We start from the raw sequence: 14,066 nt of genomic DNA, 5'->3' as shown, positions 1-14,066 counted from the left end.
TCGCCTGAGAAGTTACGGAGAGTAAAAATGAAAGTTCGTGCTTCCGTCAAGAAATTATGCCGTAACTGCAAAATCGTTAAGCGTGATGGTGTCATCCGTGTGATTTGCAGTGCCGAGCCGAAGCATAAACAGCGCCAAGGCTGATTATTTCGCATATTTTTCTTGCAAAGTTGGGTTGAGCTGGCTAGATTAGCCAGCCAATCTTTTGTATGTCTGTACGTTTCCATTTGAGTATCCTGAAAACGGGCTTTTCAGCATGGTGCGTACATATTAAATAGTAGGAGTGCATAGTGGCCCGTATAGCAGGCATTAACATTCCTGATCAGAAACATGCTGTGATCGCATTAACTTCGATCTACGGCATCGGCAAGACCCGTTCTAAAGCCATCCTGGCTGCAGCGGGTATCGCTGAAGATGTTAAGATCAGTGAGCTGTCTGAAGGACAAATCGACACGCTGCGTGACGAAGTTGCCAAATTTGTCGTTGAAGGTGATCTGCGCCGTGAAATCAGCATGAGCATCAAGCGCCTGATGGATCTTGGTTGCTATCGCGGTTTGCGTCATCGTCGTGGTCTGCCAGTGCGCGGTCAGCGTACTAAGACCAACGCACGTACCCGTAAGGGTCCGCGCAAACCGATCAAGAAATAATCGGGGTGATTGAATAATGGCAAAGGCACCAGTTCGTGCACGTAAACGTGTAAGAAAACAAGTCTCTGACGGCGTGGCTCATATCCATGCTTCTTTCAACAACACCATCGTTACTATTACTGATCGTCAGGGTAACGCATTGGGTTGGGCAACAGCCGGTGGTTCCGGTTTCCGTGGTTCTCGCAAATCCACTCCGTTCGCAGCTCAGGTTGCAGCAGAGCGTTGCGCTGAAGCCGTAAAAGAATACGGCATCAAGAATCTGGAAGTTATGGTTAAAGGTCCGGGTCCGGGTCGTGAATCTACTGTTCGCGCTCTGAACGCCGCTGGTTTCCGCATCACGAATATTACTGATGTGACTCCGATCCCTCATAACGGTTGTCGTCCGCCGAAAAAACGTCGCGTATAACGCTCGTTTTTTAGGTTAGTTGGAGATAGAAAATGGCAAGATATTTGGGTCCTAAGCTCAAGCTGAGCCGTCGTGAGGGCACCGACTTATTCCTTAAGTCTGGCGTTCGCGCGATCGATACCAAGTGTAAAATTGAACAAGCTCCTGGCCAGCACGGTGCGCGTAAACCGCGTCTGTCTGACTATGGTGTGCAGTTGCGTGAAAAGCAAAAAGTTCGCCGTATGTACGGTGTGCTGGAGCGTCAGTTCCGTAACTACTATAAAGAAGCAGCACGTCTGAAAGGCAACACAGGTGAAAACCTGCTGGCTCTGCTGGAAGGTCGTCTGGACAACGTTGTATACCGTATGGGCTTCGGCGCTACTCGTGCTGAATCACGTCAGCTGGTTAGCCACAAAGCAATCATGGTAAACGGTCGTGTTGTTAACATCGCTTCTTATCAGGTTAAAGCGAATGACGTTGTTAGCATTCGTGAGAAAGCGAAAAAGCAATCTCGCGTGAAGGCCGCTCTGGAGCTGGCTGAGCAGCGTGAAAAGCCAACCTGGCTGGAAGTTGATGCTGGCAAGATGGAAGGTACGTTCAAGCGTCAGCCTGAGCGTTCTGATCTGTCTGCGGACATTAACGAACACCTGATCGTCGAGCTTTACTCCAAGTAAAGCTTAGTACCAAAGAGAGGACACAATGCAGGGTTCTGTGACAGAGTTTCTAAAACCGCGCCTGGTAGATATCGAGCAAGTGAGTTCGACGCACGCCAAGGTGACCCTTGAGCCTTTAGAGCGTGGCTTTGGCCATACTCTGGGTAACGCACTGCGCCGTATTCTGCTCTCATCGATGCCGGGTTGCGCGGTGACCGAGGTTGAGATTGATGGTGTACTTCATGAGTACAGCACCAAAGAAGGCGTTCAGGAAGATATCCTTGAAATCCTGCTCAACCTGAAAGGGCTGGCGGTGAGAGTTCAGGGTAAAGATGAAGTTATTCTTACTCTGAATAAATCTGGCATTGGCCCTGTGACTGCAGCCGACATCACCCACGACGGTGATGTTGAAATCGTCAAGCCGCAGCACGTGATCTGCCACCTGACCGATGAGAACGCAGCTATTAGCATGCGTATCAAAGTTCAGCGCGGTCGTGGTTATGTGCCGGCTTCTGCCCGAATTCATTCGGAAGAAGATGAGCGCCCAATCGGCCGTCTGCTGGTCGACGCATGCTACAGCCCTGTAGAGCGTATTGCCTACAATGTTGAAGCAGCGCGTGTAGAACAGCGTACCGACCTGGACAAGCTGGTCATCGAAATGGAAACCAACGGCACAATCGATCCTGAAGAGGCGATTCGTCGTGCGGCAACCATCCTGGCAGAACAACTGGAAGCTTTCGTTGACTTACGTGATGTACGTCAGCCAGAAGTGAAAGAAGAGAAACCAGAATTCGATCCGATCCTGCTGCGCCCTGTTGACGATCTCGAATTGACTGTCCGCTCTGCTAACTGCCTCAAGGCAGAAGCTATCCACTATATCGGTGATCTGGTACAGCGTACCGAGGTTGAGTTGCTGAAAACGCCGAACCTGGGTAAAAAATCTCTTACCGAGATTAAAGACGTGCTGGCTTCACGTGGTCTGTCTCTGGGCATGCGCCTGGAAAACTGGCCACCGGCAAGCATTGCTGACGAGTAACCGGATCACAGGTTAAGGTTTTACTGAGAAGGATAAGGTCATGCGCCATCGTAAGAGTGGTCGTCAACTGAACCGCAACAGCAGCCATCGCCAGGCTATGTTCCGCAACATGGCAGGTTCACTGGTTCGTCATGAAATCATCAAGACGACCCTGCCTAAAGCGAAAGAGCTGCGTCGCGTAGTTGAGCCGCTGATTACTCTTGCCAAGACTGACAGCGTTGCTAATCGTCGTCTGGCATTCGCCCGTACTCGTGATAACGAGATCGTGGCAAAACTGTTTAACGAACTGGGCCCGCGTTTCGCGAGCCGTGCCGGTGGTTACACTCGCATTCTGAAGTGTGGTTTCCGTGCAGGCGACAACGCGCCGATGGCTTACATCGAGCTGGTTGATCGTTCAGAGAAAGCAGAAGCTGCTGCAGAGTAATCTGCAGTAACGTAAAAAAACCCGCCTCGGCGGGTTTTTTTATATCCGCATTATCCCCACTTCTCTACAATACCTGTATCAATTTTGTTCATCCCCTGGAGCTGATGATGTGGTTGCTTGATCAGTGGGCAGAACGCCATATTCGCGATGCCCAGAATAAAGGCGATTTCGACAATCTTCCCGGGAGCGGCGAACCTCTTGAACTGGAAGATGATTCGCATATTGCGCCTGAACTCCGGGCTGGATACCGTTTGCTAAAAAATGCTGGTTGCCTCCCGCCCGAGCTTGAGCAGCGCAGAGAGGCTGTTGAACTTGTCGATTTGCTAAAAGGGATCCGTCAGGATGATCCTCGACATAAAGAACTTAGCCGCAGGCTTGCCCTGATCGAGCTCAAGCTGCGCCAGGCAGGAATGAGCACGGAATTCCTGCATGGGGAATACGGTGAAATATTGATGAAGAAGATAAACGAGGAGTAGCGATGTACCGTATCGGTGAACTTGCAAAGCTCGCGAACGTAACGCCGGACACTATCCGATATTACGAAAAGCAGCAGATGATCGATCATGAGGTACGCACGGAAGGCGGCTTTCGGCTTTATAGCGATAACGATCTGCAGCGTCTGAGATTCATACGCTACGCCCGACAGCTTGGCTTCACGCTTGATTCGATCCGCGAGTTATTATCGATCCGCATCGATCCTGAGCATCACACTTGTCAGGAATCCAAAAGCATCGTGCAAGCCCGGCTTGATGAAGTTGAAGCCCGTATTCTGGAACTGCAAACCATGCAGCGCTCTTTGCAAAGGTTGAATGATGCCTGCTGCGGAACGGCTCATAGCAGTATTTATTGTTCAATTCTGGAAGCCCTTGAACAGGGAGCCAGTGGAGAAACTCGGGGATGTTGATTTTCAATCTACTCGGGTCTAGACTTCCGTCGTCATAAACCATGCTCAGGAGAAATTATGAGCCGCTATCAGCACACGAAGGGACAAATTAAAGATAATGCCATCGAGGCTTTACTTCACGACCCGCTTTTTCGACAGCGCGTTGAAAAGAATAAAAAAGGAAAGGGGAGTTATCTGCGTAAAGACAAACATGCAAAACGGGGTAACTGGGAGGCCAGTGGCAAGCAAGCGAATCGCTTATTTACCACTGGCCTTCCTGTTTTTAACTGCTGATTAAACGCGGTTATTCTGCTCTTTTAACAGATCGCGAATTTCACTCAGTAACACTTCTTCTTTCGTTGGTGCAGGCGCTGCTGCAGGCTCTTCTTTTTTACGGTTGAGCCGGTTAATCAGCTTGATAGCCATAAAGATAGCAAACGCCACAATCACGAAATCAAATACGTTCTGGATAAACACGCCGTAGTGCATTACAACTGCCGGGATATCACCCTGGGCTTCACGCAGTGTGAACGCGAACTGTTTGAAATCAATGCCCCCGATTAGCAGCCCTAAAGGTGGCATGATGATGTCCGCTACTAATGATGAAACAATCTTGCCGAATGCCGCACCAATAATGACACCCACTGCCAAATCAACCACGTTCCCGCGCATCGCAAATTCGCGAAATTCTTTAATAAAACTCATTATGTTCTCCTTGTGCCAGCTGACGACTATAAGTTTAACAAATGATTAGCCAATTGCCATGCGGGATAATTAAACGTTATGAAAATAAAAGGCACAGAAATAAAGAGGGTAAAGTGCGGGGCTCTATTGAGAGCCCCGACGTATTAAAGGAAGAATGGACTAGGCTGGAATAAACGTTCGACGTCGGTAATAAATTTTTTATCGGTAAGGAACATAATTACGTGGTCGCCTTGCTCAATACGCAAATTATCATTGGCGATCATAACGTCATTCCCGCGCACTACGGCGCCGATAATAGTGCCCGGCGGCAGCTTAATTTCGTCGATGGCGCGGCCCACAACGCGTGACGTGGTTTCATCTCCATGAGCTACCGCTTCAATGGCTTCTGCCACCCCGCGACGCAGAGATGAAACGCCGACAATGTCCGCTTTACGTACATGGCTCAGCAGAGCGGAAATGGTCGCCTGCTGCGGTGAAATGGCAATATCAATAACGCTGCCCTGAACCAGGTCGACATACGCCTTGCGCTGGATAAGCACCATGACCTTCTTTGCTCCCATACGTTTGGCGAGCATGGCGGACATAATATTCGCCTCGTCATCGTTCGTGACGGCAATAAAGAGATCAACTTGATCAATATGCTCTTCAGCCAATAATTCCTGATCCGACGCGTCGCCATAAAATACGATCGTATTTTGCAGTTTTTCCGCCAGCTCAGAAGCACGCTGTTGATCGCGCTCGATCAATTTCACGCTGTAGTCTTTTTCCAGCCTTCGCGCCAGGCCCGCGCCGATATTGCCACCGCCGACCAGCATAATGCGTTTATAAGGCTTTTCGAGACGCTGCAACTCACTCATCACCGCACGAATATGCTGAGAGGCCGCAATGAAGAAGACCTCATCCCCCGCTTCGACAATCGTGGAGCCTTGAGGACGAATAGGTCTGTCGTGGCGGAAAATGGCGGCGACGCGCGTATCGATATGCGGCATGTGCTCACGCATTGTGGAAAGCGCATTGCCGATCAACGGGCCGCCGTAATAGGCCTTAACGACGGCAAGACTGACCTTACCTTCGGCAAAGTTCACCACCTGCAGTGCGCCTGGATATTCGATCAGACGATAGATATTGTCGATAACCAGCTGTTCTGGCGCGATGAGATGGTCAATAGGAACCGCTTCTGAATTAAAGAGCTTCTCAGCATCGCGGACATAGTCCGGAGAACGGATGCGCGCGATTCGGTTAGGGGTGTTGAAAAGCGAGTAGGCCACCTGACAGGCCACCATATTGGTTTCGTCAGAACTGGTCACCGCAACGAGCATGTCTGCATCGTCGGCGCCTGCCTCGCGTAGCACGCGCGGGTGTGAGCCATGGCCCTGCACAACGCGAAGGTCAAATTTGTCCTGTAAAACGCGCAGACGATCCCCGTTGGTATCAACGATTGTGATGTCGTTGTTTTCGCCAACCAGGTTTTCCGCCAGCGTTCCGCCCACTTGTCCTGCGCCCAGAATGATAATTTTCATATCTCGTGACCTGTTCTCAACATCACTCTTTGATTAGCTTAGCGTAAAAGAAGCCATCGCCTTGTTCCGCGCCCGGCAGGTTTTGCTGACCCGGGCATTCAGGCGTTCCCGTATCGCGCAGCGTTGCGTCCGGGGTACGTTGAAGGAAGGCCGCGATTTGCTGGCTGTTTTCTTCTGGCAGTACGGAGCAGGTTGCATAAACCAGCGTGCCGCCTGGTTTAAGATGTGGCCAGATTGCGTCAAGTATGTCCGATTGCAGTTGGGCAAGTTCCTTGATATCGCGATCGCGGCGCAGCCACTTGATATCCGGATGGCGACGAATCACGCCTGTTGCAGAGCAGGGCGCATCCAGTAAAATGCGGTCAAACTGGGTTTCACCACACCATTCTGCGGGCTTGCGTCCGTCGCCCTGCTTAACCTGAGCCTTCATACCCAGACGCTTGAGGTTGTCGTAGACGCGTGACAGGCGCTGCTCATCGACATCCACGGCCATTACGCTGGCCTGCGGAGCCACTTCAAGAATGTGCGTTGTTTTTCCGCCAGGCGCGGCGCAAAGATCGAGGATCTGTTCCCCGTTTGCTGGTTCAAGCCAGGTCATGCAACCCTGAGCCGAGGCATCCTGTACGGTCACCCAGCCTTCATCAAAACCAGGTAAAGCATGTACCGGTGCAGGGGAGGCTAAACGCACGGCATCCGGATAGGCTGCATGCGTGAATCCACTCATTCCGGTTTCTTCCAGTAATGCCAGCCATGCGTCACGGGTGTGGTGATTACGGTTGACGCGTAACCACATCGGTGGGCGTTGATTATTCGCTTCGGCAATGTTTTGCCATTGCTGCGGATACGCTTTTTTAAGACGATTCAGCAGCCAGTCCGGGTGCAGAAAACGTGTTTCGCTTTGTGCAAATTCAGCCAGTAGCTCATCCTGCTGACGCTGGAACTGACGCAGTACGCCGTTGATCAGCCCTTTCAACTGAGGGCGTTTAATCGCAACGGCACCTTCCACCGTTTCAGCCAGCGCGGCGTGAGGTGGAATGCGGGTATGAAGAAGCTGATAAAACCCCACCATAATCAAATAATGTACGGTGCGCTGTTTGCCTGTCATTGGGCGCGACATCAGCTTATTAATGAGCCACTCAAGCTGAGAAAGGGTGCGCAGGACACCAAAGCAGAGTTCCTGGAGCAGAGCTTTGTCTTTATCAGATACCTTTTGTTGCAGGGGAGGCAGGATGTTACTCAATGACTGGCCCTGCTCGATAACCTGCTCAACGGCTTTGGCCGCCATACTGCGTAGATTTTGTTTTTTCATAACTATAAAAATAAAAATGCCCGGAAACACCGGGCTTTAAGCATATATTGGATTAGGCAAGACGATTACCCGGTATAAACCATTCGCGACGGGAATTTAATAGATCCTGAGCGCTCATGGCTTTCTTACCGGCCGGTTGCAGCGATTCAAGATTCAGGATCCCTTCTGCTGTCGCAACCTGGATACCGTTCTTGCTGGCGTCGATTATCGTGCCGGGTTCAGCAGCCGTATTGCCATTAATAACTGACGCTTTCCAGACTTTCACTGGCTGCCCATCAATTTCCATCCAGCTCATCGGCCACGGATTAAAAGCGCGGATGCAGCGTTCAAGTTGAGCGGCAGACAAGGACCAGTCGAGCCGGGCTTCTTCTTTACTCAGTTTTTCAGCATACGTCACCAGCGCCTCATCCTGAACTTCTGGCTTCGCCGTATTATCAGCAAGCTGCTGCAGCGTCTCGATAAGCCCTTGCGGACCGAGGCCAGCCAGTTTGTCATACAGCGTAGCGCTGGTATCGTCTGCAGTAATAGGGCACGCCAGTTTATGCAGCATGTCGCCAGTGTCTAAACCTACGTCCATCTTCATGATTGTGACGCCGGTTTCAGCATCCCCCGCCCACAGGGAGCGCTGAATAGGTGCCGCACCACGCCAGCGCGGGAGCAAGGAGCCGTGCACGTTGATACAACCCAGACGAGGCATATCAAGCACCGCTTTTGGCAGAATTAAACCGTAAGCCACCACGACCATTACGTCGGCGTTCAGGTCAGCAACCAGCTGCTGATTTTCCTGAGGGCGTAAGGATGCGGGCTGGAAAACAGGAAGCCCATGCTCTTCTGCCAGCACCTTTACCGGGCTCGGCATCAGTTTTTTACCGCGACCAGCCGGACGGTCCGGCTGGGTAAAGACGCCGACAACCTGGTGACCAGAAGATAACAGCGCGTCAAGATGACGCGCTGCAAAATCAGGGGTTCCCGCGAAGATAATACGTAGTGTTTTAGACACGATGATCCTTGTATCCGGGGGGACGTTATGCGCGAGAGCGCAAACGATCCAGTTTCTCTACTTTTTGACGAATACGCTGCTGTTTCAACGGCGAGAGGTAATCGATAAACAGCTTACCGACCAGGTGATCCATCTCATGCTGAATGCAAATTGCCAGCAGGTCATCTGCTTCCAGTTCGAACGGATTACCGTCACGATCCAAAGCGCGAATTTTCACTTTTTCGGCACGTGGCACCAAAGCGCGCTGTTCCGGAATAGAAAGACAACCTTCCTCAATGCCCGTTTCACCGCTCTTCTCAAGCAATTCAGGGTTGATCAGCACCAGACGCTCATCGCGATTTTCAGAAACGTCGATCACGATAATACGCTTGTGAATGTCTACCTGCGTCGCCGCCAGGCCAATGCCTTCTTCGGCGTACATGGTATCGAACATATCATCAACGATACGCTGGATTTCTGCATTCACTTCTTTAACCGGTTCTGCGACGATGCGAAGGCGCTCGTCCGGAATATGTAACACTTGCAAAACTGCCATAAATTTCCAGAGTCGTGTTCAGGAGTTGATAAGAATATTACTTCTATTCTAGACAAATCCCGGGTCGATTGACAGCATCAGTGACCAATCGCAATGATTGCGCAGGCCGCTTATGGCAGGGGGAAAGGATGACGTCTATCGAGATATGGCTACGGCTAATACACACAGGTTCATTATGTGGCGATGGAATGCTGGAAGCGGCTGCACGGCTGCACAAGCAAAAAAATATCGATGCTTCCGCTGTCAGAGACGCCGGGCTGTCAGCAAAACAGGCTGAACGGTTCTTTGCCCCAGATGGGGGTGAGCTGGAGCGTAGTCTGGTGTGGCTTGAGCAGCCGGGAAATCATTTATTGACGGCAACCCATCCGCTTTATCCTCCTTTACTTCGAGCAATTCCTGATTATCCCGGTGCATTATTCGTAAAAGGTAACCCTGAAACGCTTAATGCTGCCCAGCTGGCGGTCGTGGGTAGCCGTGCGCCGTCATGGTATGGAGAACGATGGGGGAAAATTCTGTGCGAACAACTTTCGCAAAGTGGTATCACAATCACCAGCGGACTGGCCTGCGGTATAGACGGTGTTGCTCACAACGCCGCTCTGTCTGTAAAAGGGCGTAGCGTGGCCGTACTGGGGAACGGCCTGTTTAGCATTTATCCCCGTCGGCATCAGGCGCTGGCGATGCGGCTTATCGAAGCTGACGGGGCGATAGTGTCTGAGTTCCCTCTTTCGGCGCAGCCCCGGCCGGCAAACTTTCCGCGTCGTAATCGAATCATCAGCGGGCTTAGCCAGGGTGTATTGGTCGTTGAAGCGGCAGTGCGAAGCGGCTCGCTGGTCACTGCACGATGCGCGCTCGATCAGGGGAGGGAGGTTTTCGCCTTACCCGGCCCGATTGGTAACCCGGGGTGTGAAGGACCACACTGGCTGATAAAGCAGGGTGCGACGCCGGTAACAGAAGCGCGGGACATTCTTGAAAATTTGCAATATGGCTTGCAATGTCTGCAGGAAGATCCCGAAAAGCGACATTATTCATCAGATCAGGGAAAGGTGGCATTGCCATTTCCCAAGCTCCTGGCTAACGTAGGAGATGAGGTAACACCTGTTGACGTTGTCGCTGAACGTGCCGGCCAACCTGTGCCAGTAACGGTAGCACAGCTACTCGAACTGGAGTTAGCAGGGTGGATCGCAGCTGTACCCGGCGGCTATGTCCGATTAAGGAGGGCATGCCATGTTCGACGTACTGATGTATTTGTTTGAGACTTACATCCATAACGAAGCAGAAATGCGAGTGGATCAGGACAAATTGACACAGGATCTTACCGATGCGGGGTTTGAGCGGGAAGATATCTATAATGCGTTGATGTGGCTGGAAAAACTGGCTGATTATCAGGAAGGCCTCGCCGAACCGATGCAGCTTGCTTCTGACCCGTTGTCAGTACGCATTTATACCGCAGAAGAGTGTGAAAGGCTGGACGCCAGCTGCCGGGGATTCATCTTATTCCTTGAGCAGATTCAGGTGCTGAACCTCGAAACGAGAGAAATGGTGATAGAGCGTGTCATGGCGCTGGATACGGCAGAATTTGAATTGGAAGATCTGAAATGGGTGATTCTGATGGTTCTGTTTAATATCCCGGGCTGTGAAAATGCCTATCAGCAAATGGAAGAATTACTCTTTGAAGTGAATGAAGGTATGCTGCATTAATTCTATGTGTAGCACCAAGAGTTGTTATGGCCAAATCAGCACTATTCACGGTGCATAAAAATGAGCCCTGCCCGCAGTGCGGGGCTGAACTTGTTATTCGGTCCGGGAAACACGGCCCGTTTCTCGGTTGTTCACACTATCCGGAATGTGATTATGTCCGTCCTCTGAAAAGCCAGGCGGATGGACATATCGTCAAAATTCTGGAAGGACAGCTATGTCCTCTTTGTGGTGGTGAACTAGCGCTACGTCAGGGCCGTTTCGGTATGTTTATTGGCTGTAGCCGTTATCCGGAATGTGAGCATACGGAACAAATTGATAAGCCTGATGAAACGGCGATTGCGTGTCCTCAGTGTCAGCGCGGTCAGCTGGTACAGCGCCGTTCCCGCTATGGTAAGACCTTCCATTCCTGCGATCGCTACCCTGAATGCCAGTTCGTTATCAATTTCAAACCGGTAGCGGGCGTCTGCACTCATTGCAACTATCCGCTACTTATCGAGAAGAAAACGGCGCAAGGTGTGAAACGCTTCTGCGCCAGCAAACAATGTGGAAAGCCGGTAACGGCGGATCAAAATAGTGAATAATAACCTGCCATCAGGCTCCATTGCGCATGCTGTGGACGTGCTGAAAAATGAAAAAGTCATCGCCTATCCAACTGAAGCTGTTTTTGGGGTCGGTTGCGATCCTGACAGCGAGACGGCTGTGAGCCGCCTGCTTGCCTTAAAACAAAGACCCGTAGAGAAAGGGTTGATTTTGATAGCTGCGAATTACGAGCAGCTTAAGCCCTACATTGATGACTCTATGCTGACACCGGCGCAGCGCGAGACTATTTTCTCCGCATGGCCCGGACCGGTGACCTTTGTTTTCCCGGCGCAGCCGACAACACCGCGCTGGCTGACTGGACGCTTTGATTCCCTCGCCGTTCGCGTCACCGATCATCCTCTGGTGGTTGAGCTTTGCCTGGCATTTGGTAAACCGCTGGTCTCAACCAGCGCCAACCTGACCGGATTGCCACCTTGTCGTACAACTGAAGAAGTGCTGGCACAGTTCGGAAATGACTTCCCGGTTGCTGTTGGAGAGACGGGAGGGCGCCTGAATCCGTCTGAAATTCGCGACGCTTTGACCGGCGAACGTTTTCGCCAGGGGTAATCTCATGGAAACCTATGCTGTTTTTGGTAATCCGATTGCACACAGCAAGTCACCGCTGATCCATCAGCAATTTGCGGAGCAGCTGCAGATAAATCATCCCTATGGCCGCGTACTGGCACCGGTAGATGCATTTATTCCAACGCTTGAGGCTTTTTTCGCCGCAGGTGGTAAAGGTGCGAATGTGACGGTTCCTTTTAAAGAGGAAGCTTTCGAACGTGCTGATGAACTGACCGAGCGCGCTTCTCTTGCCGGTGCAGTAAATACCCTAAAACGGCTTGAGGACGGACGTCTTCTGGGCGACAACACCGACGGAATAGGGTTGCTGAGCGATCTGGAACGACTGTCGTTTATTAAACCCGGGTTCCGGGTCCTGCTGATTGGTGCGGGTGGCGCATCGCGGGGAGTACTGTTGCCTCTGCTTTCCCTGGACTGTGCGGTGACCATTACCAACCGAACTTTTTCCCGGGCAGAAGCGCTGGCGGCGTTGTTTGCGCATACCGGCAGCGTAAGTGCGGTAGCGCTTGACGATCTTGCCGAACGTGAGTTCGATCTTGTCATTAATGCCACATCCAGCGGCATCAGTGGCGAGATCCCGGCGATCCCCGCTTCGCTGGTCAGCGCGCACATGTACTTCTATGACATGTTCTATCAGAAAGGGAATACGCCCTTCCTGAACTGGTGCGAACAACACGGTGCGAAACAGTTAGCCGATGGGCTGGGAATGCTGGTGGGGCAGGCTGCGCATGCGGTACTGCTCTGGCACGGGGTGTTGCCTGCAGTTGAGCCGGTCATTGAAAAGCTAAAGCAGGAGCTTTCGGCGTGAATCAGGCTATTCATTTCCCGGACAGAGAGAGCTGGGATGAGCATAAGCAGGCGGTCTGTTTTCCGGTGCTGGTGCAGGGTATGCAGCTTACCTGTGCCATCCATGGAGAAGCGCTGTTACATCGTTTTGGCGGCACAGACCCGATAGCCGTTTTTTGCGAAAATCGCTGGGATCTGGAAGAGGAAGCCAGCGATTTAATCCGCGAGCAGCAGGAAGACGATCAGGGTTGGGTTTGGTTATCCTGATCCAAATAGTCATTCTTCCATTTTACGTAGTTGTTCGCCGAGTATTTTAATCCTTCGATCTCTGCCTCCTTCAGGGGGCGGATCTGTTTTACCGGGCTTCCCAGATAGAGATAACCACTTTCCAGACGTTTGTTCTGCGGAACCAGGCTACCGGCCCCAATCATTACGTCTTCTTCTACTATCACGCCATCCAGCAAAATCGATCCCATGCCAACAAGCACCCGATTACCGATAGTGCAGCCGTGAAGCATCACTTTATGTCCGACGGTAACATCTTCTCCAATGATGAGGGGATTGCCCTCCGGGTTATAAGAGGATTTGTGCGTAACATGCAGAACGCTACCGTCCTGAATATTGGTACGGGCACCGATCGACACATAATTTACATCTCCCCTGATGGCGACGAGCGGCCAGATACTGACGTCATCGGCCATTCGGACATCACCAATGACCACGCTGGTGGCATCGATCATCACGCGATCGCCTTTTTGGGGGAACAGATCTTTATAAGGGCGTAACACTGCAGACATAACTACCTCTAAGGATGAGCGCTATACGGAAGACTTGATCATATTATTGGATCGAGGCAAGGCAAAATGCGTCAATATTTAAGCAGATCGGGCGGGATTTCAGCGAAAAGCGCGGAAAATCAGCAGTCGAAAAAAAAGATCTAAAAAACACTTGTGCTAAAAATTGGGATCCCTATAATGCGCCTCCATCGACACGGCGGATGTGAATCACTTCACAGTTAACCCGGTCGGTTGAAGAGAAAAAATCCTGAAATAACGGGTTGACTCTGAAAGAGGAAAGCGTAATATACGCCACCTCGCAACGGTGAGCGAAAGCCGCGTTGCACTGCTCTTTAACAATTTATCAGACAATCTGTGTGGGCACTCAAAGTGACATGGATTCTTAACGTCGCAAGACGAAAAATGAATACCAAGTCTCTGAGTGAACATACGTAATTCATTACGAAGTTTAATTCACGAGCATCAAACTTAAATTGAAGAGTTTGATCATGGCTCAGATTGAACGCTGGCGGCAGGCCTAACACATG

21 protein-coding genes are annotated in these 14,066 nt (G+C 51.3%); 15 read left to right on the top strand and 6 right to left on the bottom strand.

From position 1 onward, the window contains the following. Window positions 1-27 precede the first annotated feature (27 nt). The 9 genes from rpmJ (at window position 28) to APT89_RS05150 (ending at window position 4,322) form a co-directional block, all read left to right on the top strand. Window positions 28-144, top strand: a complete 117-nt coding sequence (gene rpmJ, locus APT89_RS05190; RefSeq protein WP_000868187.1) for a 50S ribosomal protein L36 — start codon at window positions 28-30, stop codon at window positions 142-144. Between the two features lie 146 nt (window positions 145-290). After that, window positions 291-647 carry a 30S ribosomal protein S13 gene (gene rpsM / locus APT89_RS05185; RefSeq protein WP_013099021.1) on the top strand — a complete coding sequence of 119 codons (357 nt, stop codon included), beginning with the start codon at window positions 291-293 and terminating at the stop codon, window positions 645-647. Between the two features lie 16 nt (window positions 648-663). Continuing rightward, window positions 664-1,053: a 30S ribosomal protein S11 gene (rpsK, locus tag APT89_RS05180; RefSeq protein ID WP_003863312.1), complete on the top strand. Its 390-nt coding sequence runs from the start codon at window positions 664-666 to the stop codon at window positions 1,051-1,053. Between the two features lie 32 nt (window positions 1,054-1,085). Beyond that, complete coding sequence (rpsD, locus tag APT89_RS05175; RefSeq protein ID WP_004868345.1) at window positions 1,086-1,706, top strand: 30S ribosomal protein S4; 621 nt, start codon at window positions 1,086-1,088, stop codon at window positions 1,704-1,706. A gap of 25 nt (window positions 1,707-1,731) precedes the next feature. Then, the gene (locus APT89_RS05170) at window positions 1,732-2,721 is read left to right on the top strand and encodes a DNA-directed RNA polymerase subunit alpha (protein ID WP_002919219.1); all 990 of its coding nucleotides are present in this window, start codon (window positions 1,732-1,734) and stop codon (window positions 2,719-2,721) included. Window positions 2,722-2,761: 40 nt separating this feature from the next. Beyond that, the gene (rplQ, locus tag APT89_RS05165; protein WP_001216368.1) at window positions 2,762-3,145 is read left to right on the top strand and encodes a 50S ribosomal protein L17; all 384 of its coding nucleotides are present in this window, start codon (window positions 2,762-2,764) and stop codon (window positions 3,143-3,145) included. A gap of 107 nt (window positions 3,146-3,252) precedes the next feature. Then, the gene (locus APT89_RS05160; RefSeq protein ID WP_045630324.1) at window positions 3,253-3,621 is read left to right on the top strand and encodes a DnaJ family domain-containing protein; all 369 of its coding nucleotides are present in this window, start codon (window positions 3,253-3,255) and stop codon (window positions 3,619-3,621) included. 2 nt (window positions 3,622-3,623) lie between these two features. Continuing rightward, window positions 3,624-4,049: a Zn(2+)-responsive transcriptional regulator gene (zntR, locus tag APT89_RS05155; RefSeq protein ID WP_045630325.1), complete on the top strand. Its 426-nt coding sequence runs from the start codon at window positions 3,624-3,626 to the stop codon at window positions 4,047-4,049. Window positions 4,050-4,106: 57 nt separating this feature from the next. Continuing rightward, the gene (locus tag APT89_RS05150) at window positions 4,107-4,322 is read left to right on the top strand and encodes an alternative ribosome-rescue factor A (RefSeq protein WP_045630326.1); all 216 of its coding nucleotides are present in this window, start codon (window positions 4,107-4,109) and stop codon (window positions 4,320-4,322) included. On the opposite strand, the gene mscL is transcribed toward APT89_RS05150, so the two are convergent. The 5 genes from mscL to def form a co-directional block, all read right to left on the bottom strand. Further along, on the bottom strand, window positions 4,323-4,733 hold the full coding sequence (gene mscL / locus APT89_RS05145; RefSeq protein ID WP_028014631.1) for a large-conductance mechanosensitive channel protein MscL: 411 nt from the start codon (window positions 4,731-4,733) through the stop codon (window positions 4,323-4,325). A gap of 143 nt (window positions 4,734-4,876) precedes the next feature. Then, window positions 4,877-6,253: a Trk system potassium transporter TrkA gene (trkA, locus tag APT89_RS05140; protein ID WP_014885463.1), complete on the bottom strand. Its 1,377-nt coding sequence runs from the start codon at window positions 6,251-6,253 to the stop codon at window positions 4,877-4,879. A gap of 22 nt (window positions 6,254-6,275) precedes the next feature. After that, window positions 6,276-7,562: a 16S rRNA (cytosine(967)-C(5))-methyltransferase RsmB gene (gene rsmB, locus APT89_RS05135; RefSeq protein WP_060571881.1), complete on the bottom strand. Its 1,287-nt coding sequence runs from the start codon at window positions 7,560-7,562 to the stop codon at window positions 6,276-6,278. A gap of 52 nt (window positions 7,563-7,614) precedes the next feature. Then, entirely contained in the window at window positions 7,615-8,562 is a 948-nt protein-coding gene (gene fmt, locus APT89_RS05130) for a methionyl-tRNA formyltransferase (protein ID WP_060571880.1), read from the bottom strand. 25 nt (window positions 8,563-8,587) lie between these two features. Beyond that, window positions 8,588-9,097: a peptide deformylase gene (gene def / locus APT89_RS05125; RefSeq protein WP_006812188.1), complete on the bottom strand. Its 510-nt coding sequence runs from the start codon at window positions 9,095-9,097 to the stop codon at window positions 8,588-8,590. Between the two features lie 128 nt (window positions 9,098-9,225). On the opposite strand from def, the gene dprA reads away from it, so the two are divergent. From dprA to APT89_RS05095, 6 genes are read left to right on the top strand one after another with little or no spacing between them, the layout of a single operon-like run. Further along, a complete protein-coding gene (gene dprA, locus APT89_RS05120) occupies window positions 9,226-10,350 on the top strand; it encodes a DNA-protecting protein DprA (RefSeq protein ID WP_060571879.1) in 1,125 nt (374 codons plus the stop codon). Beyond that, window positions 10,322-10,795 carry a DUF494 family protein Smg gene (gene smg / locus APT89_RS05115; RefSeq protein ID WP_008503477.1) on the top strand — a complete coding sequence of 158 codons (474 nt, stop codon included), beginning with the start codon at window positions 10,322-10,324 and terminating at the stop codon, window positions 10,793-10,795. Before dprA ends, smg begins: the two co-directional genes overlap by 29 nt. A gap of 26 nt (window positions 10,796-10,821) precedes the next feature. After that, a complete protein-coding gene (locus APT89_RS05110; RefSeq protein ID WP_060571878.1) occupies window positions 10,822-11,376 on the top strand; it encodes a DNA topoisomerase family protein in 555 nt (184 codons plus the stop codon). Then, window positions 11,369-11,941, top strand: a complete 573-nt coding sequence (gene tsaC, locus APT89_RS05105) for an L-threonylcarbamoyladenylate synthase type 1 TsaC (RefSeq protein ID WP_045630331.1) — start codon at window positions 11,369-11,371, stop codon at window positions 11,939-11,941. The genes APT89_RS05110 and tsaC overlap by 8 nt, the downstream gene beginning before the upstream one ends. 4 nt (window positions 11,942-11,945) lie before the next feature. Further along, the gene (gene aroE / locus APT89_RS05100) at window positions 11,946-12,764 is read left to right on the top strand and encodes a shikimate dehydrogenase (RefSeq protein WP_028014625.1); all 819 of its coding nucleotides are present in this window, start codon (window positions 11,946-11,948) and stop codon (window positions 12,762-12,764) included. Beyond that, a complete protein-coding gene (locus APT89_RS05095; RefSeq protein ID WP_028014624.1) occupies window positions 12,761-13,009 on the top strand; it encodes a DUF1488 domain-containing protein in 249 nt (82 codons plus the stop codon). Before aroE ends, APT89_RS05095 begins: the two co-directional genes overlap by 4 nt. Here the strand turns inward: APT89_RS05095 and APT89_RS05090 are convergent. Then, window positions 12,985-13,539, bottom strand: coding sequence for a gamma carbonic anhydrase family protein (locus APT89_RS05090; RefSeq protein ID WP_028014623.1), 555 nt, complete (start codon window positions 13,537-13,539; stop codon window positions 12,985-12,987). The two genes, APT89_RS05095 and APT89_RS05090, sit on opposite strands and share 25 nt — an antisense overlap. Window positions 13,540-14,066 lie beyond the last annotated feature (527 nt).

The organism is Enterobacter sp. 50588862, from assembly GCF_001462935.1.
GTDB classification, from domain to species: domain Bacteria; phylum Pseudomonadota; class Gammaproteobacteria; order Enterobacterales; family Enterobacteriaceae; genus Enterobacter; species Enterobacter bugandensis.
Note: the sequence above shows the minus strand (reverse complement) of the source record. Positions and strands in the feature narration are given on the sequence as shown.

Bases quoted from the DNA above. Each gene is read 5' to 3' on its own strand.
- rpmJ (WP_000868187.1), top strand. From the start codon at position 28: ATGAAAGTTCGTGCTTCCGTCAAGAAATTATGCCGTAACTGCAAAATC.
- rpsK (WP_003863312.1), top strand. From the start codon at position 664: ATGGCAAAGGCACCAGTTCGTGCACGTAAACGTGTAAGAAAACAAGTC.
- rpsD (WP_004868345.1), top strand. From the start codon at position 1,086: ATGGCAAGATATTTGGGTCCTAAGCTCAAGCTGAGCCGTCGTGAGGGC.
- APT89_RS05170 (WP_002919219.1), top strand. From the start codon at position 1,732: ATGCAGGGTTCTGTGACAGAGTTTCTAAAACCGCGCCTGGTAGATATC.
- rplQ (WP_001216368.1), top strand. From the start codon at position 2,762: ATGCGCCATCGTAAGAGTGGTCGTCAACTGAACCGCAACAGCAGCCAT.
- APT89_RS05160 (WP_045630324.1), top strand. From the start codon at position 3,253: ATGTGGTTGCTTGATCAGTGGGCAGAACGCCATATTCGCGATGCCCAG.
- zntR (WP_045630325.1), top strand. From the start codon at position 3,624: ATGTACCGTATCGGTGAACTTGCAAAGCTCGCGAACGTAACGCCGGAC.
- APT89_RS05150 (WP_045630326.1), top strand. From the start codon at position 4,107: ATGAGCCGCTATCAGCACACGAAGGGACAAATTAAAGATAATGCCATC.
- mscL (WP_028014631.1), bottom strand. From the start codon at position 4,733: ATGAGTTTTATTAAAGAATTTCGCGAATTTGCGATGCGCGGGAACGTG.
- trkA (WP_014885463.1), bottom strand. From the start codon at position 6,253: ATGAAAATTATCATTCTGGGCGCAGGACAAGTGGGCGGAACGCTGGCG.
- rsmB (WP_060571881.1), bottom strand. From the start codon at position 7,562: ATGAAAAAACAAAATCTACGCAGTATGGCGGCCAAAGCCGTTGAGCAG.
- def (WP_006812188.1), bottom strand. From the start codon at position 9,097: ATGGCAGTTTTGCAAGTGTTACATATTCCGGACGAGCGCCTTCGCATC.
- dprA (WP_060571879.1), top strand. From the start codon at position 9,226: ATGACGTCTATCGAGATATGGCTACGGCTAATACACACAGGTTCATTA.
- smg (WP_008503477.1), top strand. From the start codon at position 10,322: ATGTTCGACGTACTGATGTATTTGTTTGAGACTTACATCCATAACGAA.
- APT89_RS05110 (WP_060571878.1), top strand. From the start codon at position 10,822: ATGGCCAAATCAGCACTATTCACGGTGCATAAAAATGAGCCCTGCCCG.
- aroE (WP_028014625.1), top strand. From the start codon at position 11,946: ATGGAAACCTATGCTGTTTTTGGTAATCCGATTGCACACAGCAAGTCA.
- APT89_RS05090 (WP_028014623.1), bottom strand. From the start codon at position 13,539: ATGTCTGCAGTGTTACGCCCTTATAAAGATCTGTTCCCCCAAAAAGGC.